Genomic DNA, 25341 nt, shown 5'->3' with positions numbered 1-25341 from the left:
CGGGCCGATCAATGGGCTGGGGCCTCGGCCAGCAGCTTGTTCAGGTCCAGCCGGGCGGTGACCATGGCAAGGCTGCCATCGGAATTGCGCGGCCATTCTGCCTCGGGCCGGTCGCGATACAGTTCCACGCCATTGCCATCGGGGTCGCGCAGATAGATCGCCTCGGACACGCCATGATCTGACGCGCCTTCCAGCGGATAATTCGCTTCGACCAGACGGCGCAGCGCATCGGCCAGTTGCGTCCGGTCGGCATAGAGGAAGGCGGTGTGGTAAAGGCCGGTGGTGCCGGGGGCGGGCGGCTGGCCGCCCTTGCTTTCCCAGGTGTTCAGCCCGATGTGATGATGATAGCCCCCGGCGCTCAGAAAGGCGGCATCCCTGCCGTATTTCTGGGTCACCTCAAAGCCAAGAATGCCGGAATAGAAGCCGATCGCGCGATCCAGATCGGCCACTTTCAGATGCACATGGCCGATGCGGGTGGCGGGATGAACGGGTGTGGTGGTCATGGCGGTGCCTCCTTTTCATGCAGGAAACATAGCCGGGGCAGGGGGCTGCGATAAGGCGCAGCGCGGCACAGGGTCTGTGCAGTCTTGCGCCCCCGGTCGGTGCTGCCGCAGCGATGGCAGGCCACAGACCGGGGGCGACAGGGTTAGATCTGGCGCGACCGGATCATGCCGACGATGTCATAGACCTGATCGACAATCGGGCGCGCAATGGCATCGGCCCGGGCCGCGCCCTGCCCGATGATGCGGTCGATCTCGGCCGGGTCCTGCATCAGGCGGCTCATCTCGGCGGTGATGGGCGACAGAACCGCCACTGCCAGATCGGCCAGTTTCGGCTTGAAGCTGCCAAATTGCGCCCCGGCAAATTCGGTCACTACTGCCTCGGGCGAGCTGCCGGCCAGCGCTGCATAAATGTTCACCAGATTGCGCGCCTCGGGCCGGTCTTTCAGCGCCTCGACCGTATCGGGCAGCGGTTCGGGATCGGTCTTGGCCTTGCGGATCTTGGCGGCGATGGTGTCGGCATCATCGGTCAGGTTGATGCGGCTCTGATCGCTGGGATCGGATTTCGACATCTTCTTCGATCCGTCGCGCAGGCTCATGACCCGCGTCCCGGCGCCTTCGATCACCGGTTCGGTGATCGGGAAGAAGTTCACCTTGAAGTCGTTGTTGAACTTGGCCGCGATGTCGCGGGTCAGCTCCAGATGCTGTTTCTGATCCTCGCCCACCGGCACATGGGTCGCCTTGTAGGCCAGGATGTCCGCCGCCATCAGCGCGGGATAGGCGAACAGGCCAAGGCTGGCATTTTCGCTGTTCTTGCCCGCCTTGTCCTTCCACTGGGTCATGCGGCCCATCCAGCCCATGCGCGCCACGCAGTTGAAGATCCAGGCCAGTTCGGCATGGGCGGTCACCTGGCTCTGGTTGAACAGGATCGATCGGGCCGGATCGATTCCGGCGGCGATGAAACCGGCTGCCATTTCGCGCGTCTGGTGGCGCAGCGCGGCCGGGTCTTGCCAGACGGTGATCGCATGCATGTCAACAAGGCAGTAGATCGTTTCGATCCCTTCGTTCTGCTTGTCCACAAAGCGTTTCAATGCGCCCAGGTAATTGCCGAGCGTGAGCCCGCCCGAGGGTTGAATCCCCGAAAAGATGCGGGGGGAAAAGGTCTGAGGCGTTTGGACCGGCTCGGACATCGGGGACTCCGTCTGGAATAATCTGCCGGGCAGGCTTACCTTCGGGCGGCGTGGGCGTCAATGAAGGCGCGCGATCAAGGGGGATGGAATGGCGATCAGGGGCAGGGATGACGGGTTGATGGAAGCGCCGATGAACCCCTTGCCCAAGGTGGTCTGGCTGCTCGCGCTGCCGATGATCGTGATTGAACTGGTGCTGTCGTTGGCCGGGCGTGGCGTGATCGGCGGCCCCGCTGGCATCGGCTGGCGGGTGGATGCGATACAGATGGTGGCCTTTTCGCCCAAGCTGATGCGCTGGATGGTCGAGAACGGGATATGGCCGCTGGAGCCGCTGTTGCGGCTGGTGGCTTATCCCTTCGTGCATGTGAACCTGACCCATGCGGTCATGGTGGTTGTGATGCTGCTGGCCCTGGGCAAGATGGTGGGCGAGATTTTCCGCTGGTGGGCCGTGCTGGCGGTGTTCTTCGGATCGGCCATCGGCGGGGCGCTGGTCTATGCCGCGATTCCGGTCATCACCCTGCCGCTGGTGGGTGGCTATCCGGCGATCTATGGCCTGATCGGGGCCTTCACTTTCCTGATCTGGGTGCGGCTTGCGGGCACCGGCACGACCCAGTTCCGCGCTTTCACGATGATCGGCTTCCTGCTGGGCGCGCAGTTGGTGTTCGGGCTGTTGTTCGGGGGCGGGCCGGAATGGGTGGCTGATCTGGCAGGGTTTGCCGTGGGCTTCGCGCTGAGCTTCGTGGTCAGCCCCGGCGGTATCGCGCGGGTGCGGGCGCGGCTGCGCCAACGCTGAAGGGCAGGGCCGGTGATCCCGGCCCCGTGCCCGCTATCCCTTGTTGCGCCGCAAGGCCGCCTTGAATTCGGCCAGACGAAAGGCGCCGATCAGAAAGCCGGTGCCGAAATAGCTGCCAATGCCGCCGCCGATCAGGCCTGCCAGGGCAAACCAGCGCAAGGCGCGGGTATCAAGCATCGGACCCAGCACGATCGCCAGAACCCAAAGCACTGCCCCCATGACCGCAGCGGCCACGGCAATCCGCCAGAGCCGGGCGCGGAAACGGGCGTCGAACTGGGCCTCGGCGCCCATGCGGCGGGCACCCCACCACAATTGACCGGCCATGATCCAGCCCGAGACGGTTGTGGCCAGCGCCGCCGCCAGAAAGCCGATCACCGGCATCAGCGCCACCGCAAGCCCCGCATTCACCACCATCGACCACAGCGCAAAGCGGAAGGGGCGGCGGGTATCTTCGCGCGCATAATACAGCGGCTGAAACACCTTGTGCAGCACGAAGGCTGGCAGCCCCAACCCATAGGCCGCCAGTGCCAGCGCGGTATTGGCGGTATCATCGGCCCCGAAGGCCCCGCGCTGAAACAGCACCTCGACCAGCGGCATGGCGATCACCACCAGGGCCACGGCAGCCGGAATGGTCAGCGCCAGCGCGAATTCGGCCCCGCGATTCAGGCTGGCCCGCCCGCCCTCGGCATCGCCCGCCCGCAGGCGGCGGCTCAGATCCGGCAGCAGCGCCGTACCGATGGCAATGCCCACCACGCCCAGCGGAAGCTGATACAGCCGGTCGGCATAGGACAGCCAGGCCACCGCCCCTTCGGTGAATGACGCAACCTGCCGCCCGACCAGAAGGTTGATCTGCACCACACCGCCCGCAAGGATTGCAGGCCCGGCGATGATGGCCAGCCGTTTCAGTTCGGGCGTCAAGCGTGGCAGGCCCAGCGTGAAGCGATGCCCCACCGCACGGGCCGACCACCACGTATAGGCGAATTGCAGCGCCCCGGTCAGCGGCAAGGTCCAGGCCAGTGTCAGCCCCATGTCCCAGCCCTGCCAATCCGCCAGATACATTGCGGCGATGAAGGCCAGATTCATCAACACCGGCACAAAGCCAGCTTCGGTAAAGCGGCCCTTGGTCACCAGAACGCCCGACAACAGGGCCACCAGACTGATGAACAGGATGTAGGAAAAGCCGATCTCGCCAAAGGTCACGGCAAGGGCAAAGCGGCTGTCGGCCGCAAATCCCGAGGCCATGGCCCAGACAAGCCAGGGCATGGCCAGCGTGCCGATCACGGTAAAGACCACCAACAGCGCGGCCATGGCGTTGAACGCATCCTGCGCGAAGGCCTGCGCATCCTCGCCCGCCTCGACCTTCTTGGAAAACATCGGCACGAAAGCCGAATTGAAGGCCCCTTCGGCAAAGAAGCGGCGGAACATGTTGGGCAGCGATTGCGCCACCAGAAAGGCATCGGCCACCGGACCCGCGCCCAGATAGCTGGCCATCAGGATGTCGCGCGCAAACCCCGCGCCGCGCGACAATAGCGTCCAGCCGCCCAGCGTGACGACATTGCGGATCAGCGATCTGGTCATGCCTCGGCCCGTTCCGCGCCCTCGGTGATGGCTTGGCGCAACTTCTTTTCCAGGGCCTCGCGCTTGGATTTGGTATGCAGCTTCAGGCCGAACATGTCTTTCACATAGAAACTGTCCACCACCTGCGCGCCAAAGGTCGCGATCACCGCGCTGGCGATATAGATGTTGTTGGCGGCCAGCGTTCGCGTCAGATCATAGAGAAGGCCGGGCCGGTCGCGGGTATCGACCTCGATGATCGTATAGATTTCCGATCCTTCATTGTCGAAGGTGATATGGGTCGGAAAGCGGAATTCGCGTTCGCGCTTCTTCACCTTGTCGCGGTCCTTCAGCGCATCGCGGGCGATGACCTCGCCTCGCAGCGTCTTGTCGATCATGCTGCGCAGGCGGGGCAGGCGTGCGGCCTCGTAGGGGTGGCCTTCGGCATCCTGAACCCAGAACACTGCCGTGGCATAGCCGTCTTTCGAGGTATAGGTGCGGGCATCGACCACATTCGCCCCGACCAGCGCCAAGGCCCCGGCCAGCCGCGAAAAGATGCCCGGATGGTCTGACAGGGCAAAACAGGCGCGGGTCGCATCGCGGGCGCTGTCGGGATGCAGGTCGATGCGGATTTCGTCATCGCCCAGACCGCGCAGCAGCCGGGCGAACACGGCCTGCGTTTCCGTCATCAGCCCCTGCCAATAGGGCGCGTAATGGCGGGCCAGTTCGCTGCGCAGATCCTTGGGATCCCAGTCCGTCAGCACCTCGCGCAGGGCGCGCTTGGCTTCGTCCTCGCGTTGGTCGCGGTTGATGTTTTCCAACCCGCCTTCAAGCGCCTCGGTCGTGTCGCGGTGCAACTGGCGCAGCAGCATGGCTTTCCAGTTGTTCCAGGTGCCGGGGCCGACACCGCGGATATCGCAGACTGTCAGCACCGTGAGCAGGTCCAGCCGCTTGCGCGTCTTCACCGCCTTGGCAAAATCGCGCACGGTGCGCGGGTCGCCGATATCACGCTTTTGCGCCATGTCGGACATCAGCAGATGATAACGCACCAGCCATTCCACGGTTTCCGATTCCTCGGCATCCAGCCCCAGCCGGGGGGCCACGCGGCGGGCGATCTGGGCGCCCAGAATCGAATGATCCTCGGGCCGGCCCTTGCCGATGTCATGCAGGAGCAGCGCCACATACAGTACCTTGCGGCTGACGCCACCCTTGAGGATGGACGACGACAGTGGCAGTTCCTCGACCAGTTCCTCGCGTTCGATCTGCGCCAGGGTCGAGATGCACTGGATGATGTGTTCATCCACCGTGTAGTGATGATAGACGTTGAACTGCATCATCGCGACGATGGGTTCGAATTCGGGGATGAAGGCCCCCAGAACCCCCAGTTCATTCATGCGGCGCAGCGCCCGTTCCGGGTTGCCGTGTTTCAGCAGCAGGTCCAGGAACAGCGCCTGTGCCTCGGGCATCTCGCGCAGTTCGTCGTCGATCAGGTGCAGGTTGGCCGCGATCAGTCGCATCACGTTCGGGTGGATCAGATAGCCGGTGCGCAGCGCCTCTTCGAAGATGCGCAAGAGGTTCAGCTTGTCGGCCAGAAAGGTCTTGGTATCGACCACATCCAGCCGGCCCTGCGACAGTTTCAGCCCTGCCCGCAGCTTTTTCTTGCGGCGGAAAAAGCCGATCAGCCCGGCTTCGGCCTTGGCGTGACGGGCTTCGAGTTCGGTCAGGAAGATGCGGGTCAATTCGCCAACCCGCGTGGCATGGCGGAAATAGTCCTGCATGAAGACCTCGACCGCGCGGCGCCCGCCCGCATCGGCATAGCCCATTCGTGCCGCCACTTCGACCTGCATGTCGAAGGTCAATTGGTCCACCGCCCGCTTGCCGATGTAGTGCAGATGGCAGCGCACCGCCCAGAGGAAGTTCTCGGCCCGGGCAAAGGTGGCGAACTCCTCCTGCGCCAGCAGCCCGGCGGTTACCAACCCGGCCGGATCGCTGACCCGGTTCAGGTATTTGCCGATCCAGTACAGCGTCTGCAGATCGCGCAGCCCGCCCTTGCCCTCTTTCACGTTGGGTTCCAGCACATAGCGCTGGCCGCCTTGGCGTTTGTGCCGTTCGGCCCGTTCGGCCAGTTTCGCCTCGATGAATTCGGGGCCCGAATTGCGGAACAGATCGGCCCAGAGCGCCTCGTCCAGATCGCGGGCCAGGCCGCTGTCGCCAGTGATGAAGCGATGTTCCAGCAGGGCGGTGCGGATCGTGATGTCATCGCGCCCCAGCCGCAGGCAGTCCTTCACCGTGCGCGAACTGTGGCCGACCTTCAGCTTCAGATCCCACAGGATGTAAAGCATGGTCTCGATCACGCTTTCGGCCCAGGGCGTGGTTTTCCACGGCGTCAGGAACAGCAGGTCCACATCCGAAAACGGGGCCATCTCGGCCCGGCCATAGCCGCCCACCGCCAGCACCGCCAGCCGCTCTGACTCGGTCGGGTTGGGCAGCGGATGGAAATGCTGATGCGCAAGATCAAAGGCCACGGTCACCAGCCCGTCGGTCAGGTGGCTTTGTGCACGGGTCAGTGCCCTTGCCTCCAGCGGGCGGGCGGCAAAGGCCTCGGCCAGCGCGGCATTGGCGGCAGCCTTGGCGGTCGTGAGGTGCTGAACGGCAATCGACCGCGCCTGTCGCGGGTCGGTCAAGCCGCTCAGATCGGCAGAAATGGCAGCGAAAACTGCGCGGGGGTCGATGATCTCGACCCCCGGAAGCAGCATGTCCTGTGACGAAATGGCGGCGCGGTGCAAGATCGGGGTGCCCGTCAGAAACCGGCGCCGGCAAAGCTGCGCGGGGCGGGTTCCAGGATGGTCAGCTGGTTGTTCTGGATGGTGGCGATGGCCAGCCCGCGTTCGTTCGTGCCATCCGGTCGCAAGCGGAAGATGCCGTTGACGCCGACGAAACCCGACCCCTGGGTCAGCGCCTGGGCGGTGACAGCATTGCGGTTGCCCTGCTTGACCAAAGCGCCGATGGCCGCGATGCCATCATAGGCGAGACCTGCAAGTTGATGCGGGGGTTCGCCATAGGCGGCCTGATAGCGCGACTGGAATTGTGCCGACAGGCCCGGGTCGGGCAGGGCGAACCACCCCCCTTGCAGCCCGGGCAGGCTGACGGATTGTGCCGGGATGTCCCAACGGGTCAGCCCGACCAGCGCCGTCGAAGGTGGCACAATGCCGTTGTCGCGCAGCATCTGGCTGACAAGGGGCAGATCGGTCGAGGTATTGGCAGTCATGAACACCGATTGCGCGCCGACATTACGGAGCCCCGCGACAATCCCCGGCACGGCTGCGGTGATCCCGTTCTGCGACACCTCATAGCCTTGCTGAAACACAATCTGACCGCCAGCCCGTTGAATGCCCGAAGCCAGCGCAGTTCGGCCCGCCTGGCCCGGCAGATCGTTGCCATAGAGGATACCGGCGCGTCCCTTGCCCGCGCGCACAACAAAGCGACCAAGGCGATCAGCGCTGTTCTGGAAGGTTGCCCCCAGCACAAAGACATTCCCGCCCGCGATATCGGTGTTGTTCGAGAAGGACAGGACATTCACACCGCGTCCGGCCACGGCCACCCCGGCGGCATTGGCTTCCTGGGCATAGACCGGACCCAGGATGATCTTTGCGCCCTCATCCACGGCCTTGATCGCCATCGCGCTGGCCTGCGCGGGTTGACCGGCCGTCGGATAGACCCGCAGGTCGATCTTTGCGCCGCCAAGGTCCGAAATCGCCAGCCGCGCCGCATTCTGAAGGTTGCGCGCGATCAACTCGTCCGTAGCCTGTCCCGATCCCGAGGGCACCAAGAGCGCGACCGGTACGGGCGCGTTCGGGTCGATCTGCTGGCCGCCGCCACCGATCGGACCGCCCGCAGGCACACAGGCAGCCAGCAACGCGGCTCCGGCCAAAGCGCCAAGGCGGCCCAATGACTTGCGGGCCTTGGTGAAAACGGACAACATGCGGACTTCCTCACTCTGCGGGGGCAACGGCTTTGACTGGCGCAGGATACGCGGCGGGGCGAAGGATGGCAACTTTGGAACAGGGGATGGTAGCAGATGAGCGGATCGGGGCCGATGATGGCAAGACTGGAACCGGGCCTGCACCTTGTCGCCACACCGATCGGCGCGGCGCGGGATATCACCTTGCGCGCGCTGGATATTCTGGCGTCGGCAAATGTTCTGGCCGCCGAAGACACACGCACCCTGCGCCACCTGATGGAAATTCATGGCATCGCGCTGAACGGACGGCCTCTCGTGGCCTATCACGAGCATAATGGCGAACAGGCCCGCCCCCGGCTGATCGCGGCGATGACCGAAGGCAAATCGGTTGCCTATGCCTCGGAGGCTGGCACGCCGCTTGTCGCCGATCCGGGGTTCCAGCTGGGACGGGCGACCATTGCCGCAGGCCTGCCGGTGCGCACAGCCCCCGGCCCTTCGGCCGTGCTGGCTGCGCTGACGGTTTCGGGCCTGCCCAGTGACAGGTTTCTTTTTGCCGGTTTCGCCCCATCGGCGCAGGCCGCAAGGTTGCGGTTCCTGCAAGACCTTGCCCCGCAGCAGGCGACGGTCATCCTGTATGAATCGCCCAAGCGCATTAAGGATTTGTTAGTGGATCTGGCGCAAACATTTGGTGAACATCGGCAGATGGTGATCTGCCGTGAACTGACCAAACGATTCGAGGAAGTGCTGCGCGGCACCGTGGCAGACCTGTCCGCCGAACTGGACGGGCGAGAGGTGAAGGGTGAAATCGTTGTGCTTCTGGATCGGGCGGCAGAGGCGCCGGCCGAAGAGGCAGATATAGATGCGGCGCTGCGTCAGGCCTTGTCGCAGCATCGGGTAAAGGATGCGGCATCATTGGTGGCCGAAGCGTTGGGGCTGCCGAAACGGGACGTCTATCAACGCGCGTTGAAATTGACGGGGGAGTGATGCGCAGTCACAAGGGCGCAGTCAGCTATCACGCAGGTAAAGCGGCAGAGGGCGCTGTCGAGCGTCTTTACGAAGGCGGTGGTCGACAGATTGTCGCGCGTCGCTGGCGCGGACAGGCGGGCGAGATCGATCTGATTGCGCGAGACGGGGCCGAGATCATCTTTATCGAAGTCAAGCACAGTGGCACGCATGCCCGGGCCGCCGAACATCTGCGCCCACGCCAGATGGCGCGAATTTATGCAACGGCCGCCGAGTTTCTGGACAGCGAGCCTGCCGGGCAACTGACACCTGCGCGCTTTGATGTGGCGTTGGTCGATGGGCAGGGGCTGATCGAGATTGTCGAGAATGCCTTTGCGGCCTGATTGCATCTGCGGCGAAGCTCGGGCAGGAAGGGACGACAGATGGAGGAAGTCTCATGCGTCTCAAGGTTGCCCTTCAGATGGACCCGATCGCCGCGGTCAACATCGATGCCGACAGCACCTTCCGGATTGCGCTTGAAGCACAGAATCGTGGGCATGACCTGTTCTATTATACGCCCGACCGGCTGGCCTTTGTCGAAGGCCGGGTGATTGCGCGGGGCCATGCGATCACCCTGCGCCGCGAACGTGGAAATCACGTCGATTTCGGGCCCGAAACCGAGGTGGATCTGGGCAGTTTCGACGTGGTCTGGCTGCGGCAGGACCCGCCTTTCGACATGCAGTACATCACCACCACCCATCTGCTGGAGATGATCCATCCCCGCACATTGGTGGTGAATGATCCGTTCTGGGTGCGCAACAGCCCCGAAAAACTGCTCGTGCTGCGCTTTCCGCAGCTGACGCCGCCGACTGCAATTGCCCGTGATCTGCAGACCATTCGTGCCTTCAAGGCCCGCCACGGCGACATCATCCTCAAGCCGCTTTATGGCAATGGCGGGGCCGGGGTGTTCCGGCTGGATGAAAATGACCGCAACCTTTCATCGCTGTATGAACTGTTCACCAGCATGAGCCGTGAGCCGATGATCGTTCAGAAGTTCCTGCCGGCGGTCTCAAAGGGCGACAAGCGGGTCATTCTGGTGGATGGAGAACCGGTCGGGGCCATCAACAGGGTGCCGCAGGCGGGCGAAACGCGGTCGAACATGCATGTGGGGGGCCGCCCCGAACCTGTCGGACTGACGCCGCGCGATCTGGAGATCTGTGCCACCATCGGCCCGGTCCTGCGCGAAAAGGGACAGGTTTTCGTGGGCATCGACGTGATCGGTGATTGGCTGACCGAAATCAATGTCACCTCGCCCACCGGCATTCAGGAGTTGGAGCGGTTCGACGGGTTCAACACGGCCGAACGCATCTGGCAGGTGATCGAGGCCAAGCGCCGCGGCTGACTCGGTCAACGTTTCGTCCGTTCGTTCAGCGTCAGGCGATAGCTGACCGCCTCGGCCACATGGGGGCTGCGCACATCGGGCGATTGGTCCAGATCGGCGATGGTGCGCGCCACCCGCAACACCCGGTGATAAGCGCGGGCCGACAGGCCAAAGCGTTCCGCTACCCGCACCAGCAGGGCCCGGCCTTCGGCATCCGGTGTGGCAATTTCGTCCAGCAGGCGGCCCTCGGCATCGGCGTTGACCCGCGCTTCGGGGTGATTGGCAAAGCGTGCGGCCTGCCGGGCGCGGGCAGTGGCCACCCGTTCCGCCACCTGCGCCGAAGTGTCGCCTGAGGCTGGCAGGTCTATATCGGTGAAAGCCACTGGCGGCACATCCACCCGCAGATCGAACCGGTCCATCAACGGGCCTGAAATCCGCCCCAGATAATCCTCACCACAGTTGGGCACCCGGGCGCAGGCGCGCGCAGGGTCTGTCATGTAGCCACATTTGCACGGGTTTGCTGCGGCAATCAGCAGGAACCGGCTGGGATAGCGGATATGGGCATTGGCGCGGGCCACGACCACATCGCCGGTTTCGATCGGCTGGCGCAGGGTTTCCAGCACGGCGCGCGCGAATTCCGGCAATTCATCCAGAAACAGCACGCCGTTATGGGCCAGGCTGATCTCGCCCGGTTTCGCGCCCTTGCCGCCCCCGACGATTGCCGCCATCGATGCCGTGTGATGCGGGGTTCGGAACGGCCTTTCGCGTGAAATGCCACCTTCGCTCAGCAATCCGGCCAGGGAATGGATCATCGAGGTTTCCAGCGCCTCGGCCGCGGAAAGCGGCGGCAGGATGCCGGGCAAACGGGCCGCCAGCATGGATTTTCCCGATCCGGGGGGGCCGACCATCATCATGTGGTGGCGGCCTGCGGCGGCGATTTCCAGCGCGCGCTTGGCCCTTTCCTGGCCCTTCACCTCGCGCAGGTCGCGGCCATGATTGGGGCGGGCCACTTCGCCAGCTTCGGCGGGGGTGATCGGGGCCTGCCCGGTATAATGGCGGACCACCTGATCGAGCGAGGAGGCGCCCAGAACCTGCGTGGCCCCGACCCAAGCGGCCTCGGCTCCGCAGGCGCGGGGGCACAGAAGCGCGCGATCGGTTTCGGCGGCGGTCATGGCGGCGGGCAAGGCCCCCAGCACCGGCATCAGCCGACCGTCCAGCGACAATTCGCCAAGCGCCACCGTGGTTTCCACATCCTCTTTTGGCAGGATGTCGATGGCGGCCAGCAGGGCCAGCGCGATGGGCAGATCGAAATGCGATCCTTCCTTGGGCAGATCGGCAGGGGCCAGATTGACCGTGATCCGCTTGGCGGGCAACGCAATCGACAGGGCCGAAAGGGCGGCGCGCACGCGTTCCTTGGCCTCGGACACGGCTTTGTCGGGCAGGCCCACCACTGAAAACCCCGGCAATCCGGGCGAAACGGCGCATTGCACTTCGACCAGGCGGGCCTCGACCCCTTCGAATGCGACCGTAAAGGCCCGTGCCACCATCGCCTTGCGCCCCGTTCACTTTCGTTAACGGGTATCAGGGGAATGGTTTACGATTGGTAAAGGGCGACGAATTTGGGCCAGGCTTCGGGATCGGCCACAGTCTTGTCGCGGCAAAAGGCGTTGCAAAAGCCAAAACGCCGACCTTCCAGTTCCAGCACATGGGTCACCGGATCGCCGGAATAGGGACAGGCGCTGTTCTCGGCCTCGCTGCCGTCAACGGCCCGGGCGGGCAGCGGGCGGGGCCCGGGCCAGTCGCGGCGCGGATAGTCCCTGCGGTAGAATTCCTGATCCGCGCCATCCACCAGCCCCATCGCCCGCCAGCGGCGAAAGGCCGGATGCGCCAGATGCGCCTGCACATAACCTGCCGCCTCGGCCCCAACAGGCAGGTTATAGGTGGCGATCCGGGTGGCGACGGGCGCAAAGAACACATCCGCCGCCGAATAGGCCCCACAGAGCCACGGGGTCGTGCTGCCGGTTTCCACCCGCGCCCAGGCCCAGATCTGCTGCAGCCGGTCCAGATCGGCCAATACCGCATCGGGGGGGGCGCAATCGGTATAGCTGACGCGCAGGTTCATCGGGCAATGGCTGCGCAGCGCGGTGAACCCTGCATGCATTTCGGCAGCCAGAACCCGCGCCACGCCCCGCGCGCGCGGGTCTTGCGGCCAGATCCCGGCATCGGGGTGGCGCGAGGCAAGTTCCTCGGCAATGGCCAGACTTTCCGGCACAACCAGCCCGTCCGGGGTGCGCATGGTGGGGGCGGTGCGGGCGGGTGGGAAGGACTTCAGAAGTTCGGGCAGTTCTTCGGTATAAAGCCGGGCGCGGTGCAGCCGGACCGGAATCCCGAACACCTCGAACAGAAGCCAGCCGCGCAGCGACCAGCTGGAATAGACGCGGTTACCGATCACAAGATCATAGGTCATGGCGGGTCTCCCTGTTGCTGGCCCATGGTGTAGCCGTTGGCCTCACCCCGGCCAAACGATGAATCGTCAGGGCAAACATCACGGAATGTGATTGATGAGTTCGGCCCGCCAGCGGGTTCCGTCATGGGCCAGCCGGGTGAGCGACAGCGGATCGATCCGGTGGCCGATGGCCGTTTCGGGGTCTTCATCCAGTGCCTGCGCAAGCCGGGTCAGGATCACACCCATATGGGCGACCACGATCAGATCGGTATGGCCAAGCGCCAGAAGACCGCCGACAGCTGCATCGACCCGCGCGGCGGCGGCATTCCAGCTTTCGCCGCCGGGCGGGGCAATGTCGCCCGGGCTTTCCCAATAGGCGCGCGACAGCTCCGGGTGGCTTTCGGCGGTTTCGGACCAGTGCTTGCCCTCCCATTCTCCGAAATGAAACTCGCGCAGGTTGGGCAGCGCAGGCAGGCGGGGGCGGGGGCCGGCAATTGCATCGGCGGTCTGGCGGGCGCGCAGCAGATCGGAGGACACGACCGGCGCATCGGGCAGCAGGGCCTGCATCCGGCCGATCGCGGCGTGATCCGACAGATCGGCCGGCAGATCGAGCCAGCCGCAGAAATGCTTGGCATGGGTAGGACCGTGGCGCAGCCACCAGAACCGGGTCATGGCATCTGTCCTTTCAGCACCATGGGCAGGCCCGAGATGACCGCAACCACCAGTTCGGCCTGTTCGGCCAGCCGCTGGTTCAGCCGTCCCTGCGCATCGCGGAACCGTCGCGCGAGCGCGTTTTCCGGCACGATGGACCAGCCAAGTTCATTGGTGACGATGACAACAGGGGCAGGGCAGGCGGCAAGCGCCGCCAGCAACGCCGCCGTATCTGCCTGCAGATCGGCCTCGGCCAGCATCCGGTTGGTCAGCCACAGCGTTGCGCAATCGATCAGCACCGCCGCCCCGGCCGGAACCTGCGCCAGTGCCCCGGCCAGATCCTGCGGCGCATCAAGGGTCTGCCAATCCCGGCCACGGTCCTGCCGGTGCTGGTCGATGCGGGCGCGCATCTCGTCATCCCAGGCTTCTGCGGTGGCGATATAGACGCGCGGCCGCCCTGTTGCGGTCACCAGCCCTTCGGCCAGCCGCGATTTCCCCGACCGCGCCCCCCCGATCACGAGGCTGAGAGCAGGAAGTGATTTTTCGGGCAGAGGTGATCCGGTCATGCTGTGGCCTCGTATCTTTCGCAGACAAAAACCGCGGGGGGCTGTCATGGCGCTGGACGGGTATAGCGATCAAGGATTGTCGCGCCAAGCGCGCAAGGCCGAACTTCTGGATGCCGAGACCGAGGCGGCACTGGCCCGCGCCTGGCGCGACCAGCGCGACGAGGCGGCGCTGCATCGGCTCATTCAGGCCTATATGCGGCTGGCGATCAGCATGGCGGCCAAGTTCCGCCGCTATGGCGCCCCGATGAACGATCTGATCCAGGAAGCCAGCCTTGGCCTGATGAAGGCCGCCGACAAGTTCGATCCCGATCGGGGCGTGCGGTTTTCCACCTATGCCGTGTGGTGGATCAAGGCCAGCATTCAGGATCATGTGATGCGCAACTGGTCACTGGTGCGCACCGGATCGACATCGGCGCAGAAATCGCTGTTCTTCAACCTGCGCCGGGTGCAGGCGCGCATCGAACGGGCCGCAGCCCAAGAGGGCGAAAGACTGACGCCGGAATCGCTGCGCGCCCGGGTGGCCGCCGAACTCGGGGTGACGATCACCGAGGTCGCCACGATGGAGGGTCGGCTGGCGGGGATGGACTTCTCGCTCAACGCGACCCAATCGACCGAGGAAGAGGGGCGCGAATGGATCGACGCGCTGGAGGATGAAAGCGAACAGGCCGCCGAACAGGTGGCAGCGGCGCATGACCACGATCTCTTGCGTGGCTGGCTGACCCGGGCGCTGGCGGGGTTGAATGATCGCGAGCGCTATATCGTCACCGAACGCAAGCTGCGCGAAGACGGTCGCACGCTGGAATCGCTGGGTGAGGAACTGGGCCTGTCGAAAGAGCGTGTGCGCCAGGTTGAGGCTGCCGCCTTCGCAAAACTGCGCCGCAAGCTGGAGGTTGAAGCACCAGAGGTGCAGTTGTTCCTGTAACCCGCCGCCGTTGCGCTTGGTCGCGGTCCTGCCTAAAGCTTGATCCAGCGGCAATTGGGGGCGGAAATGCTGGCGGGCAAGCGGATACTTCTCATCATCGGGGGCGGGATCGCCGCCTACAAGGCGCTTGATCTGATCCGCCGCCTGCGCGAACGCGGCGTGGCAGTAACGCCGGTGCTGACCCGTGCGGGGCATGAATTTGTTACGCCGCTGTCGGTTTCCGCGCTTGCCGGGGAAAAGGTCCACAGCGCGTTGTTCGACCTGACCGCCGAGGCCGAAATGGGCCATATCCAGCTGTCGCGGGTGGCAGACCTGATCGTTGTTGCCCCAGCTACTGCCGATCTGATGGCCAAGGCCGCGCAGGGCAGGGCCGATGATCTGGCCTCGACGCTGTTGCTCGCCACGGATACGCCGGTTCTGATGGCCCCCGCGATGAATGTGCGGATGTGGGAACACAAGGCGACGCAACGCAATCTGGCGCAGTTGCGGGCCGATGGGGTGCGGTTTGTCGGCCCCAATGCGGGGGATATGGCCTGTGGGGAATTCGGCCCGGGCCGGATGGCTGAGCCGCTGGAAATCGTTGCGGCCATAGATGCCGCGCTGGTGGCCGGGCCGCTGGCAGGTCGGCATGTGCTGGTGACATCCGGCCCGACGCATGAACCGATTGATCCGGTGCGCTATATCGCCAATCGCTCGTCCGGGGCGCAGGGCACGGCATTGGCGGCGGCGCTGCGCGATCTGGGGGCGAGGGTGACCTTTGTCACCGGTCCTGCCAGCGTGCCGCCGCCGGATGGGGTGCAGGTCGTGCAGGTGGAAACCGCGCAGCAGATGCTGGCGGCGGTGCAGCAGGCCCTGCCAGCCGACGCGGCGGTCTTTGCTGCAGCGGTGGCGGATTGGCGGGTGGCCAATGCTGGCGCGCAGAAGATGAAGAAGGATGGCACGGGCCGTGCCCCCGCGCTGGAATTCGCGGAAAACCCCGACATACTGGCTACGGTGTCGCAGATGGGGGCGGGGCGGCCTGCGCTGGTGGTGGGCTTTGCTGCCGAGACCGAACAGGTGGTGGCCCACGCCACCGCCAAACGTGCCCGCAAGGGCTGTGACTGGATCGTGGCCAATGATGTCAGCCCGGCGACAGGCATCATGGGCGGCAGCGAGAATGCCGTGACGCTGATTACTGCAACGGGTGCCGAAAGCTGGCCGCGCATGACCAAGGATCAGGTGGCCCGCGATCTGGCGCAGCGGATTGCCGATGCGATCAGCGTAGCGGGCAGCCGATAAGTTCAACGGCATGGCTACCGGACAGGACCGTCAGTCGAAGCGCCGCCGGGTCGAGGGTGAAGCTTTGACCCGGGCCGGGCACCATGTCGGCCACGGCTGTCAGCAGGTTGCCGTCGCGGTTGACTGTGCTGTCGGATACCCAGACTGGTGCCCCCGGTTCCATCACCACGGTTTCGGCTGCGGGACCGGGGGGCAGGCGCAGGCGGGCGGTGACTTGCAGGCCATCCGAAATCTCGGCCACGCTACAATCTGCCATTTCAATCCCGCCTGTGGTGGAATCGAGCGGTCGGGCCGCCAGTGCCGCCGCGATGGCGGCATCGGCTGCGCCCGGCGTGGGCAAGGCCCCCTCCATCGACACTTCGGCGGGCACACAGACATCCTTGCAGATGCCCAGATCGACGCGCGCCTGCAGATGCATCGGGCGGGACGGGTCTTGCGGTTCCACCTCGACCGGCAGAACCACATCCTGCAGATAGCCGATGGTTGTCATGCCTTCGAAATCGAACACGGTCGGGCGCGGCCAATGCACCGTAACGCGGCCCAGATTTTCAGAACCTGACCAGTCGAATTGCGGCGGGATGCCCGCATCGCCCGGCGCACGCCAATAGGTTTTCCACTGCGGGGCCAGCCGCAGATGCAGCGCGGCAAAGTGCCGTCCATCAGCCTCGCGCCAGCCGGGCAGCAATTCGGCCCGGATCAGATCGCCGGGGGCGGGGATGGTTTCGGCCCGCAGGGCGGGGGCGGTCACGATGGTGGCCAGCAGGGCAAGGGTCAGGTGGTTTTGCATGGGCCGAAAATAGGCAAGCTGGCCGAAATGGGAAATCACTTTCCGGCGACAGCCGCGCGAGCGCAGGGGTGCACGACATTCCGCCGATCCGGCAGTTCGGGGCTTGAGAGCGCCGGGATGCGGGTCCATATCTTTGGCATGGGGGAATGTGCCATGGACCTGAGCGGCCAGATCCTGATTTCAATGCCCGGCCTGGGCGATACGCGGTTTGACCGCAGCGTGGTGCTGATCTGCGCCCACAGCCCCGAGGGGGCAATGGGCCTCATCATCAACAAACCTGCGCACGATCTGGATTTTGCCGGGCTTCTGGCGCATCTGGAAATCGAACGACAGGATGGTGCGCGCGATATCCGGGTGCATTTCGGTGGGCCAGTGGAACGCGGGCGCGGCTTTGTGCTGCATTCCGATGATTACCGGGCAGATGCCGGAACGCTGGCCGTGGCAGGGGGCTATGGCATGACCGCCACGCTGGATGTGTTGCAGGAACTTGCTTCAGGCGGTGGGCCGCGGCAGGCGCTGCTGGCGCTGGGCTATGCCGGATGGGGGCCGGGCCAGCTTGAGGGCGAACTGGCCCGCAATGACTGGCTGACCGCCACACCGACGCCGGACCTGATCTTTGCCCCGGATGACGCTGCGAAATGGGCGTCGGCTCTGCGCGCGATGGGGGTGAACCCCCTGCTTCTGGCGTCAGAGGGCGGCCGCGCCTAGGCGCGACCCTCGGCATCATAGATCGCCTGCGTTTCCAGCATCACCTCATCCAGCCGCCGTCCTTCGGCAAAGCGCTGCAGATGCGGGGCAAGCGGGGTCTCGGGCATCAGCGCCGAGGGTTGCGCCGCACCGATCATTGTAGCGACCGGGATCACCCCGGCCCAGACCGGCAGGTGGCCATCTTCGGCATCATCGCCCACGCCATGGGCGCGCACCTTGGCGCTGGCTTCGGTGATGGTCATTCCGATCACACTTGTCGCCTTTACCTCTTGCGCGGTCATGGGGCGCAGCTCTGCCCGGCGCCCGGGATAGAAGCGGTCGGTCAGGGCCTCCAGCGCCCGGGTCTTTTCGGCGGCATCTTCGATGATTTCGGCCAGACCAAAGCACATGGCCGACCGGTAATTGGCGGAATGGTTGAAGGCCGAACGCGCCATGACCAGCCCATCCAGATGGGTGACGGTGACGCAGACCGGCACGCCACCCTTTTGCGCCCGCAACATCCGGCTGGCCGATGATCCATGCCAGTAAAGCCGCGTCCCGTCGCGCCAATGGATCGTCGGCGTGCAATAGGGCTGGCCGTCGATCACATAGGCGATGTGGCACATCAACCCGGCATCCAGAACGGCATGGACGGTGTCATGGTCATAGCGGGCGCGTTCATGCACACGCTTGGCTCGGTTGCGGGGGGTGACGGGATAGTGGGTCATGACCTTTTCCTTGCTTGTCCCCTTGCGATAACGCAGGATATTGGTCGGAAACAGGGCCAATCAGATGAAGAAAAATCAGACCAATTTTTCCGATTGGCCCGCATTGGTCCCGGCGCTGGACAGGGCGGGGCCGCGCCATCGTGCCCTGTATGCCGCGATCCGCGCGGGCATCCTGTCGGGGGCCTTGCCTGCCGGAGCGCGGCTGCCGCCCAGCCGGGTGCTGGCAGCCGGGCTGGGCCTGTCGCGCGGGGCGGTGGTCACGGCCTATGACATGCTGGTGGCCGATGGTTTCGCCGAGGCCCGGGTGGGATCAGGCACACATGTCGCGGGGCAGGTGCCGCGCGTGGCCGCCGACCTGCCTGCGCCGCCCGCCGATCCGGCGCATGATCCCGATTATGGCCTGCCGGGTGATCTGGGTCTGGCCACGGTCGAGCCGCGCAGCCTGCAACAGTTTCGTGCCATCCTGCACCGCCAGATGGCCCGCCCGCCGCGCGCGCAATTCGCCTATGGCGATGCGCGGGGCGATGCCGGGTTGCGGGGCGAAATTGCGGCGTGGCTGGCGCTGTCGCGCGGGGTCAAGGCCCATCCCGATCAGATCGTGCTGACGGCAGGCACCCAAGGGGCGCTGGATCTGATTGCCCGTGCCGTGCTGCGCCCCGGGATGCCGGTCTGGATCGAAGACCCCGGCTATCCGATGGCCCGTGCGGCATTTTGCGCGCAACAACTGGTGCCCGTGCCGGTCGATGGGCAGGGGCTGGATGTGGCCGCCGGGATCGCGCGCAGCCCCGAGGCCGCCGCCGCCTATCTGACCCCTTCGCATCAGTTCCCGACCGGGGTGGTGCTGACCATGCCGCGCCGGCTGGCCTTGCTGGATTGGGCGGTCGGGGCCGGGGCCTGGCTGATCGAGGATGATTATGACAGTGAATTCCGCCATGCGGGCCAGCCACTGGCCGCCTTGCAGGGCATGGATGGGGCGGGGCGAGTGATCTATGTCGGCACGTTTTCCAAGACGCTGATGCCTGGTTTGCGGCTGGGCTACATGATCCTGCCTGAACCGCTTCTGGCCCCGGTCCTGTCGCTGCGCCGCCGGGCCGACCGCTATCCGCCTACGCTGGCCGAGGCGGCGCTGGCCGAATTTCTGCGCGACGGTCACTTTGCCGCCCATCTGCGCCGGGCGCGGCGCAGCACATTGGCCGCCCGCGATGCGTTGGTTGCGGCGCTGCATGCGGGCGGGTTGCAGGCCGTGGCCCCCGATCAGGGGTTGCATCTGGTGGCCCCGCTGCCAGAGGGATGCGATGACCGGGCGATGGCGCGCGCAGCGCGGGCCAGCGGGTTTGGCACCCGCGCGCTCAGCCCGATGTATCTTGGTTCTTGCCCGCGCCCGGGCTTGGTGATCGGCTTTTCCGGCCATACGCCCGATGCGCTACAGTCCGCCGCGCGGCGCTGGCTGACGGATGGCGGGATCTGCACAATCTCTGTCCGGTCCGGCCATTGAGCGGCGGGCGGCTGCCATGCGAGGCAGCAGCTTTCACAAACCGGAGGTCAAAATGACGGCCAAGACCCTTCTTCGCACCCTGCTTCTGGCCGGGGTGGGCTATTTCTGTGCCATGGCGGCGGCGCATTTCTTCGGGCTGAAATGGCCGGTGCTGTTTGTCTATTACGACACGCCCTTCCATGCCTATCAGGACAAGATCATCTCTTTCGCGGTGCTGGCCTATGCGGGCCTGTTCTGGCAGGCGGCGCGGGAGCCTTCGGCGGTGCCGGTGGCGCTGGGGGTGCTGGCACTGACCGTAGCGGGGCTGTCGCATGTCACCCTGTCGGGCGCGCTGGTGCAGGAGTTGCAGCCCGGGCAGCCGACCTGGCCCTATTGGGCGCAGATCGCGATGATCGCGGGTTATCTGGCGGCGCTGCTTGCGGCCTGGCGGGCAGCCTCGCGGTAATCGCGCGGGCCAAGCCCCATGGCGCGGCGAAACGCCCGCGAGAAGGCCGCCGCATCGACATAGCCCAGATCAAGGCCGATCAGCCCGATCGGATCGGCAGAATAGGCCAGCCGCTGGGCCGCCCGGCCCATGCGTTGCGCCTGCAGATATTCGGCCGGGGCCAGGCCGGTGGCGGCGCGGAAACGGCGATGCAGGCTGCGCGGGCTGAGCGCAAGGTCGGCGGCCAATGTCTCCAGCGCCAAAGGGCCTGTGCTGGCCGCGATCCGCGCCTGGGCGCGCAGGATCACCGGGTCTTCTGCGGGGGGCGCAGGGCAGGCGGCCTCGGGCAGGGTGCCCGAGTAATGCGCGGCAAGGGTGAGGGCGGTGTTGCGCCCCGCCAGCCGGTCCATCAGGCCAAGCCCCAGCAAGGGCCAGTCACCCGGTGCGGCGGCGGTCAGCACCTGCCCGTCCCAAAGCGCGCCGGGCCGGGAAACCGCCCGCGCTTGCGGGGCGTGGCGCGCGAGCAGGGGATGCAGGGGCGGGGCCAGCGCCACCAGCCGGGCCCCAAGCGCGCCGCTGCGCGCCAGCACCAGCGCCCCGGCACAAAGCGCTGCCACCGGCTGCCCGGCCTGCAAGGCCGCGCCCACCAGCGCCACCGCCTCGGCGGGTGGTTCGGGGTCCGGCTGGTGCAGATTGGGCGGCACCACCAGCGCCCGCGCGCCTTCGGGCCCGGCCAGATGCAGCACCGGCGCCGAAGGGCACAGCCTGGCCGCCAGCGCAAACATCTCGGCCAGCCCTGCTGCGGGCGCGTTTTGCGCGCCGGGCAGGTCGAGCAGATGAACGGGGGCTAGGGGGCGGGGCATCAAGGTTCCGGTTTTCGTCCACCCTATGCCGCAGACGCGGTCTAGGAAACACCCCCCTGCAGCTTGCCGGTTCAATACCGTGCCCAGGATAGGTGCCCGTCGCCCGAAGCTACGCGCGCTTATTGCCCTTGCGGCGATTTTCCTCTGTCCTCGCCCGGCTGCCCTCTATATACGGTCGCGGGTTTCACTTTGCCGAAGGATAGCGGGCATGGCCAATGTCGTCGTCGTGGGCGCCCAGTGGGGCGACGAGGGGAAGGGCAAGATCGTTGACTGGCTCAGCGAACGCGCCGATGTGATCGCGCGCTTTCAGGGCGGTCACAATGCGGGCCATACGCTGGTCATTGATGGCAAGGTCTACAAGCTGAGCCTGCTGCCCTCGGGCATCGTGCGCGGCGGCAAGCTGTCGGTCATCGGCAATGGTGTGGTGCTGGACCCCTGGCATCTGGTGACCGAGATCGCCAAGCTGCGCGATCAGGGCGTGGAAATTTCGCCCGAGAACCTGATGATTGCCGAAAACGCCCCGCTGATCCTGCCGCTGCATGGCGAGCTGGACCGGGCGCGCGAGGGCAATGTGGGCGTGGCCAAGATCGGCACAACCGGGCGTGGCATTGGCCCGGCCTATGAGGACAAGGTGGGCCGTCGCGCCATTCGCGTGGCCGATCTGGCCGATGCAAAAACGCTGGAGCTTCGGGTGGACCGCTTGCTCGCCCATCACGATGCGCTGCGCCGGGGCCTGGGCATGGAGCCGATCGACCGCGCGGCGCTGCTGGCACAACTGGCCGAGATCGCGCCGCAAGTGCTGCCCTATGCGGCGCCGGTCTGGAAGGTGATGACCGAGGCCCGCCGCGCGGGCAAGCGCATCCTGTTCGAAGGCGCGCAAGGCGCGCTGCTTGATATCGACTTTGGCACCTATCCTTTTGTCACCTCCTCGAACGTGATCGCGGGGCAGGCGGCAACGGGCGTGGGCCTTGGGCCGACCGCGATCGATTTCGTGCTGGGCATCGTGAAGGCCTATACCACCCGTGTGGGCGAAGGCCCCTTCCCGGCCGAGCTGTTCGATGCCGATGGCGAGCGTCTGGGCGAGCGCGGGCATGAGTTCGGCACCGTGACGGGCCGAAAGCGCCGCTGCGGTTGGTTCGATGCGGTGCTGGTGCGCCAGACCTGCGCCACCTCGGGCGTGTCGGGCATCGCGCTGACCAAGCTGGATGTGCTGGACGGGTTCAAGACGCTGAAGATCTGCGTGGGCTATGATCTGGATGGCAAGCGGCTGGATTACCTGCCGACCGCCGCCGATGAGCAGGCGCGCTGCACCCCCATTTATGAAGAGATGGAAGGCTGGAGCGAGTCGACCGCCGGTGCGCGCAGCTGGGCCGATCTGCCGGGGGCTGCGATCAAGTATGTCCGCCGCATCGAAGAGCTGATCCAATGCCCGGTGGCGCTGCTCTCCACCAGCCCGGAGCGTGACGACACCATCCTTGTCACCGATCCCTTCGCGGATTGATCGCCATGGCGCTGTCTTATCGCACGCGCAAACGGCTGGCCCTGCTGATCCTGGTGGTGGGGCTGCCGCTGTATATCGCGGTGGCTTGGGGCATCATGGGGGCGCTGGAGCGGCCCTCGATCTGGGTTGAATTGCTGATTTATGTGGCGCTGGGCATTGTCTGGGCCTTGCCCTTCAAGTTCATCTTCAAGGGGATCGGCCAGCCTGACCCGGATGCTCCCGACGAACGGGACTGAAGATACAGCAAAATGCCAGAAAGGCGGAAGGTTTCCCTTCCGCCTTTCTGTCTCCGGGGAGAGTGGCAGCCCGTCGACCCGGAGCGAGAGCGGACCGGCACCAAAGGTGCCAAAGGTCCGGTTCGCGGTCCGGTCACCCGGTGATCTTGCGCGCCTCTGTCAGGAAATGCGAATTCGGCGAGAGCACATAGCGGCCGCGCTGGATGCGCTGGATCGTGCCCGTGCGCAGCAAGGTGCCAAAGCTGCGCAGGCTATCTTCGCGCTGCGCATCGGTGCCTTCGCCCAATTCGGCCACCTGCCGCATCAGCTGCGGCCGCGTGAATTCGGCGCGGCCTTCCACACAGGCGGCATAGGCGGCGGCGGCTTCGATCAGTTCGGCCAGATTGCGGGCCCCCAACTGTTCGGCAAACTCGGCAAAGCCACGGGCATCGGTGAAGATATTGGTGTCTTCTTCCTCTTCGTCCTCGACCATGGCGACAGCCATTGCCGCCTGCGATTGTACCCGCATCGGCTGGACATCGCTGCGCGGCGTCTGCGCTGCTACCGGCGCTTGCGGGGACATCGGGGCCGGGGCGGTCGGACGGTCGATCCGCTGTTCCGAGACCAGCACCAGCGGCGTGCTGCTGCGCGGGGCGGCAGGGCGAACCATGCGCGACAGATCGGCGCGATAGGGATCGATACGTTCTTCCTCATTCACCGGCTTGGCCAGACCTGCGCGGCGTTCGGCCACGGTGGCGGCCACGGCGGCTTTCAGATGCTGGATCGCTGACAGGCGACGGCGGCTTTCCGGCCCTTCCATCTGGGTATTCGCTTCGGCGATCAGGCGCGAGACGGCCGCTTCGCTTTCCGGGTTGGCCAGCGCGGTGGTGCGCGCATCGGCAACCGGGCGGGTGGGGCGGACCGGGCGGCTTGGCCGCACCGGGGCAACAGCCGCGGGCTGAGCGGGGGCCGCCGGTGCCGGTTCTGCCACGGCGTCCGCCTCGGTTTCGATCTCGGCTTCGGTCCGGGCCGCTTCCAACTCACGCAGAAGCGCGGCTTCAGCTTCGGGCGGCAGGACCGGCTCTGCACTGTCCTGCGCCGCTGTCGAGGTGGCGGCTTGGGCCGGTTCGGCATCGCTGCGGCGAATGCGGATCACCCGGGCCCGGGCCCGCTGAATACGGGCCAGCGCAGTTTCGGTCTCGGCTTGTGCGGCGGGGGCATCGTCTTGCGTTTCAGCAAGATCAGGTGCACCCGTTGCACCCAGATCATCGGTTTCGTCCAGCGTGGCGCTGTCGAATTCCGGCAGGCTGGCCGGGGATTCTTCGACAACAGGGGCCAGTTCTGCAGGCGCCTGGGCCTTGGCGGCGGCTGCGGGCTGGGCATCCAGCGCGGCCAGCAGGGCATCAAGCTCGTCATCCAGCGGATCGGCGGGCTTCGCCTCGGTAACCGGGGTCTTGGCCGTGATGCCATCGGTATCAGCGGTCACATCCAGCGCGGCAAGGCTGGCCAGAAGATCGTCCTCATCCGCAGTAGCCAGCACTTCGGCAGGTGCCGACGTATTCTCCACCACAACCGTGAGGTCATCGGCCGTGGTCTTGGTATCGGCCAGATCCTCGGCCAGCGCGGCCAGAATGTCATCCTCGGCGCTGGTGCCTTCCGTTTCCACCGTGGTTGCAGCAGCGATCAGTTCCGCATCCAGCGGATCCTCTTCGGCTGTGGCCAATTCGGGAAGGGCCTCTTCTGTCAGATCGGGCGCATCTTCCGGCAGAAGATCCTCCAGCGCGGACAGATCATCGCTGTCGCCTTCTGCCAGGACTTCCGCGACTTCTTCGGGCGTGCTGTCGGCAATCGGGGCAGGCGCAAGGTCCGCCGTGCTGGTCTCTGCCAGATTTGCGGCAGGTTCGGCCAGATCTTCCTCATACAGATCGGTGACGGCAGGAGCCGTCAGCGGAGCCGGTGCCGCAGTGGCCCTGGCCTGCGCCACGGCATTGCGGATGCGCGACAGCTTTGCCGCCACATTGTCTGCCTCGCTGGCCGGTTGCGCCGGTTCGACGGCAGCCACCTCGACCGGGGCGGCGACCTTGGGCTGCGGTGCCGGTTCGGCCAGAGCGGCGCGGGGGATCGGCAGCGGTTCGCTGGCATCGCCAGCCCGCAGGATCACGCCGTTTTCCTGAATCTTCGCCTCGACCCGGCGCTGGATTTCACGTTCGGCAATCCGGTGCAGCATGGCCGCATCGGGCGTTGGCGGTTCGGCACCGAAGTAGCGATCTTCCGCCGCAAGGTCACGGAAATATTCCGCAATCGCCTTCATGGTGTTGAACGGATCGTCAAACCCTTCCAGCGTGCAGCTGAAAGTCCCGTAGGACACCGTGAGAATTTTACTGGCTCCGATCATCGGATGGTCGCCTTCTACAAAACCATGCTGCCACTTTACCGCCCCACCGTTCAATTCCGTGGACA

24 protein-coding genes are annotated in these 25341 nt (G+C 65.6%); 11 read left to right on the top strand and 13 right to left on the bottom strand.

What is annotated here, in order from left to right:
• Positions 1 to 8 precede the first annotated feature (8 nt).
• Both V6590_RS16595 and trpS read right to left on the bottom strand, forming a co-directional pair.
• A complete protein-coding gene (locus V6590_RS16595) occupies positions 9 to 503 on the bottom strand; it encodes a VOC family protein (RefSeq protein WP_335424795.1) in 495 nt (164 codons plus the stop codon).
• A gap of 143 nt (positions 504 to 646) precedes the next feature.
• Positions 647 to 1690: a tryptophan--tRNA ligase gene (trpS, locus tag V6590_RS16590; protein WP_335424794.1), complete on the bottom strand. Its 1044-nt coding sequence runs from the start codon at positions 1688 to 1690 to the stop codon at positions 647 to 649.
• A gap of 88 nt (positions 1691 to 1778) precedes the next feature.
• Here trpS and V6590_RS16585 point away from each other — a divergent pair, with 88 nt between their 5' ends.
• Positions 1779 to 2480, top strand: a complete 702-nt coding sequence (locus V6590_RS16585; protein ID WP_335424793.1) for a rhomboid family intramembrane serine protease — start codon at positions 1779 to 1781, stop codon at positions 2478 to 2480.
• A 33-nt stretch (positions 2481 to 2513) separates the two neighbouring features.
• Here V6590_RS16585 and murJ read toward each other — a convergent pair whose 3' ends face one another.
• The 3 genes from murJ to V6590_RS16570 are packed head-to-tail and all read right to left on the bottom strand — an operon-like array spanning position 2514 to position 8016.
• Positions 2514 to 4058, bottom strand: a complete 1545-nt coding sequence (gene murJ, locus V6590_RS16580) for a murein biosynthesis integral membrane protein MurJ (protein ID WP_335424792.1) — start codon at positions 4056 to 4058, stop codon at positions 2514 to 2516.
• Positions 4055 to 6790, bottom strand: coding sequence for a [protein-PII] uridylyltransferase (locus tag V6590_RS16575; protein ID WP_335424791.1), 2736 nt, complete (start codon positions 6788 to 6790; stop codon positions 4055 to 4057). The genes murJ and V6590_RS16575 overlap by 4 nt, the downstream gene beginning before the upstream one ends.
• 44 nt (positions 6791 to 6834) lie before the next feature.
• A complete protein-coding gene (locus V6590_RS16570) occupies positions 6835 to 8016 on the bottom strand; it encodes a penicillin-binding protein activator (protein WP_335424790.1) in 1182 nt (393 codons plus the stop codon).
• A 96-nt stretch (positions 8017 to 8112) separates the two neighbouring features.
• Between V6590_RS16570 and rsmI the strand changes: the two genes are divergently transcribed.
• Genes rsmI through gshB form a run of 3 tightly spaced genes read left to right on the top strand, consistent with a single transcriptional unit; the run spans position 8113 to position 10339 of the window.
• Entirely contained in the window at positions 8113 to 8979 is an 867-nt protein-coding gene (gene rsmI, locus V6590_RS16565; protein ID WP_335424789.1) for a 16S rRNA (cytidine(1402)-2'-O)-methyltransferase, read from the top strand.
• On the top strand, positions 8979 to 9341 hold the full coding sequence (locus V6590_RS16560) for a YraN family protein (protein ID WP_335424788.1): 363 nt from the start codon (positions 8979 to 8981) through the stop codon (positions 9339 to 9341). Before rsmI ends, V6590_RS16560 begins: the two co-directional genes overlap by 1 nt.
• A gap of 53 nt (positions 9342 to 9394) precedes the next feature.
• On the top strand, positions 9395 to 10339 hold the full coding sequence (gene gshB / locus V6590_RS16555; RefSeq protein ID WP_335424787.1) for a glutathione synthase: 945 nt from the start codon (positions 9395 to 9397) through the stop codon (positions 10337 to 10339).
• Positions 10340 to 10344: 5 nt separating this feature from the next.
• Here gshB and V6590_RS16550 read toward each other — a convergent pair whose 3' ends face one another.
• The 4 genes from V6590_RS16550 to cobU form a co-directional block, all read right to left on the bottom strand.
• Positions 10345 to 11865 (bottom strand): YifB family Mg chelatase-like AAA ATPase, encoded by a 1521-nt coding sequence (locus V6590_RS16550; protein ID WP_335424786.1) that lies wholly within the window; start codon positions 11863 to 11865, stop codon positions 10345 to 10347.
• 47 nt (positions 11866 to 11912) lie between these two features.
• A complete protein-coding gene (locus V6590_RS16545) occupies positions 11913 to 12785 on the bottom strand; it encodes a glutathione S-transferase N-terminal domain-containing protein (RefSeq protein ID WP_335424785.1) in 873 nt (290 codons plus the stop codon).
• A gap of 78 nt (positions 12786 to 12863) precedes the next feature.
• Complete coding sequence (locus V6590_RS16540; protein ID WP_335424784.1) at positions 12864 to 13436, bottom strand: histidine phosphatase family protein; 573 nt, start codon at positions 13434 to 13436, stop codon at positions 12864 to 12866.
• Positions 13433 to 13981: a bifunctional adenosylcobinamide kinase/adenosylcobinamide-phosphate guanylyltransferase gene (gene cobU, locus V6590_RS16535; protein ID WP_335424783.1), complete on the bottom strand. Its 549-nt coding sequence runs from the start codon at positions 13979 to 13981 to the stop codon at positions 13433 to 13435. Before cobU ends, V6590_RS16540 begins: the two co-directional genes overlap by 4 nt.
• Positions 13982 to 14027: 46 nt before the next feature.
• On the opposite strand from cobU, the gene V6590_RS16530 reads away from it, so the two are divergent.
• Both V6590_RS16530 and coaBC read left to right on the top strand, forming a co-directional pair.
• The gene (locus V6590_RS16530; RefSeq protein ID WP_335424782.1) at positions 14028 to 14903 is read left to right on the top strand and encodes an RNA polymerase factor sigma-32; all 876 of its coding nucleotides are present in this window, start codon (positions 14028 to 14030) and stop codon (positions 14901 to 14903) included.
• A gap of 66 nt (positions 14904 to 14969) precedes the next feature.
• On the top strand, positions 14970 to 16181 hold the full coding sequence (gene coaBC, locus V6590_RS16525) for a bifunctional phosphopantothenoylcysteine decarboxylase/phosphopantothenate--cysteine ligase CoaBC (RefSeq protein WP_335424823.1): 1212 nt from the start codon (positions 14970 to 14972) through the stop codon (positions 16179 to 16181).
• On the opposite strand, the gene V6590_RS16520 is transcribed toward coaBC, so the two are convergent.
• Positions 16159 to 16968: a protein-disulfide reductase DsbD domain-containing protein gene (locus V6590_RS16520; protein ID WP_335424781.1), complete on the bottom strand. Its 810-nt coding sequence runs from the start codon at positions 16966 to 16968 to the stop codon at positions 16159 to 16161. The two genes, coaBC and V6590_RS16520, sit on opposite strands and share 23 nt — an antisense overlap.
• A 153-nt stretch (positions 16969 to 17121) precedes the next feature.
• Between V6590_RS16520 and V6590_RS16515 the strand changes: the two genes are divergently transcribed.
• Positions 17122 to 17676, top strand: a complete 555-nt coding sequence (locus V6590_RS16515; RefSeq protein ID WP_335424822.1) for a YqgE/AlgH family protein — start codon at positions 17122 to 17124, stop codon at positions 17674 to 17676.
• On the opposite strand, the gene V6590_RS16510 is transcribed toward V6590_RS16515, so the two are convergent.
• The gene (locus V6590_RS16510) at positions 17673 to 18383 is read right to left on the bottom strand and encodes a pyridoxamine 5'-phosphate oxidase family protein (protein WP_335424780.1); all 711 of its coding nucleotides are present in this window, start codon (positions 18381 to 18383) and stop codon (positions 17673 to 17675) included. The two genes, V6590_RS16515 and V6590_RS16510, sit on opposite strands and share 4 nt — an antisense overlap.
• 64 nt (positions 18384 to 18447) lie before the next feature.
• Here V6590_RS16510 and pdxR point away from each other — a divergent pair, with 64 nt between their 5' ends.
• Both pdxR and V6590_RS16500 read left to right on the top strand, forming a co-directional pair.
• On the top strand, positions 18448 to 19878 hold the full coding sequence (gene pdxR / locus V6590_RS16505; protein WP_335424779.1) for a MocR-like pyridoxine biosynthesis transcription factor PdxR: 1431 nt from the start codon (positions 18448 to 18450) through the stop codon (positions 19876 to 19878).
• 52 nt (positions 19879 to 19930) lie between these two features.
• Positions 19931 to 20323, top strand: a complete 393-nt coding sequence (locus V6590_RS16500) for a hypothetical protein (RefSeq protein WP_335424778.1) — start codon at positions 19931 to 19933, stop codon at positions 20321 to 20323.
• Here V6590_RS16500 and V6590_RS16495 read toward each other — a convergent pair.
• Positions 20278 to 21165 (bottom strand): helix-turn-helix domain-containing protein, encoded by an 888-nt coding sequence (locus V6590_RS16495; RefSeq protein ID WP_335424777.1) that lies wholly within the window; start codon positions 21163 to 21165, stop codon positions 20278 to 20280. The genes V6590_RS16500 and V6590_RS16495 overlap by 46 nt on opposite strands.
• A gap of 208 nt (positions 21166 to 21373) precedes the next feature.
• On the opposite strand from V6590_RS16495, the gene V6590_RS16490 reads away from it, so the two are divergent.
• Together V6590_RS16490 and V6590_RS16485 are read left to right on the top strand one after the other, a co-directional pair.
• Positions 21374 to 22666 (top strand): adenylosuccinate synthase, encoded by a 1293-nt coding sequence (locus V6590_RS16490; RefSeq protein WP_335424776.1) that lies wholly within the window; start codon positions 21374 to 21376, stop codon positions 22664 to 22666.
• Between the two features lie 5 nt (positions 22667 to 22671).
• Positions 22672 to 22902 carry a DUF2842 domain-containing protein gene (locus V6590_RS16485; RefSeq protein WP_335424775.1) on the top strand — a complete coding sequence of 77 codons (231 nt, stop codon included), beginning with the start codon at positions 22672 to 22674 and terminating at the stop codon, positions 22900 to 22902.
• A 133-nt stretch (positions 22903 to 23035) separates the two neighbouring features.
• On the opposite strand, the gene V6590_RS16480 is transcribed toward V6590_RS16485, so the two are convergent.
• Positions 23036 to 25276 (bottom strand): hypothetical protein, encoded by a 2241-nt coding sequence (locus V6590_RS16480; protein WP_335424774.1) that lies wholly within the window; start codon positions 25274 to 25276, stop codon positions 23036 to 23038.
• Positions 25277 to 25341: the final 65 nt, after the last annotated feature.

Source organism: Gemmobacter denitrificans (assembly GCF_036964905.1).
Classification (GTDB): Bacteria; Pseudomonadota; Alphaproteobacteria; order Rhodobacterales; family Rhodobacteraceae; genus Gemmobacter; species Gemmobacter denitrificans.
Note: the sequence above shows the minus strand (reverse complement) of the source record. Positions and strands in the feature narration are given on the sequence as shown.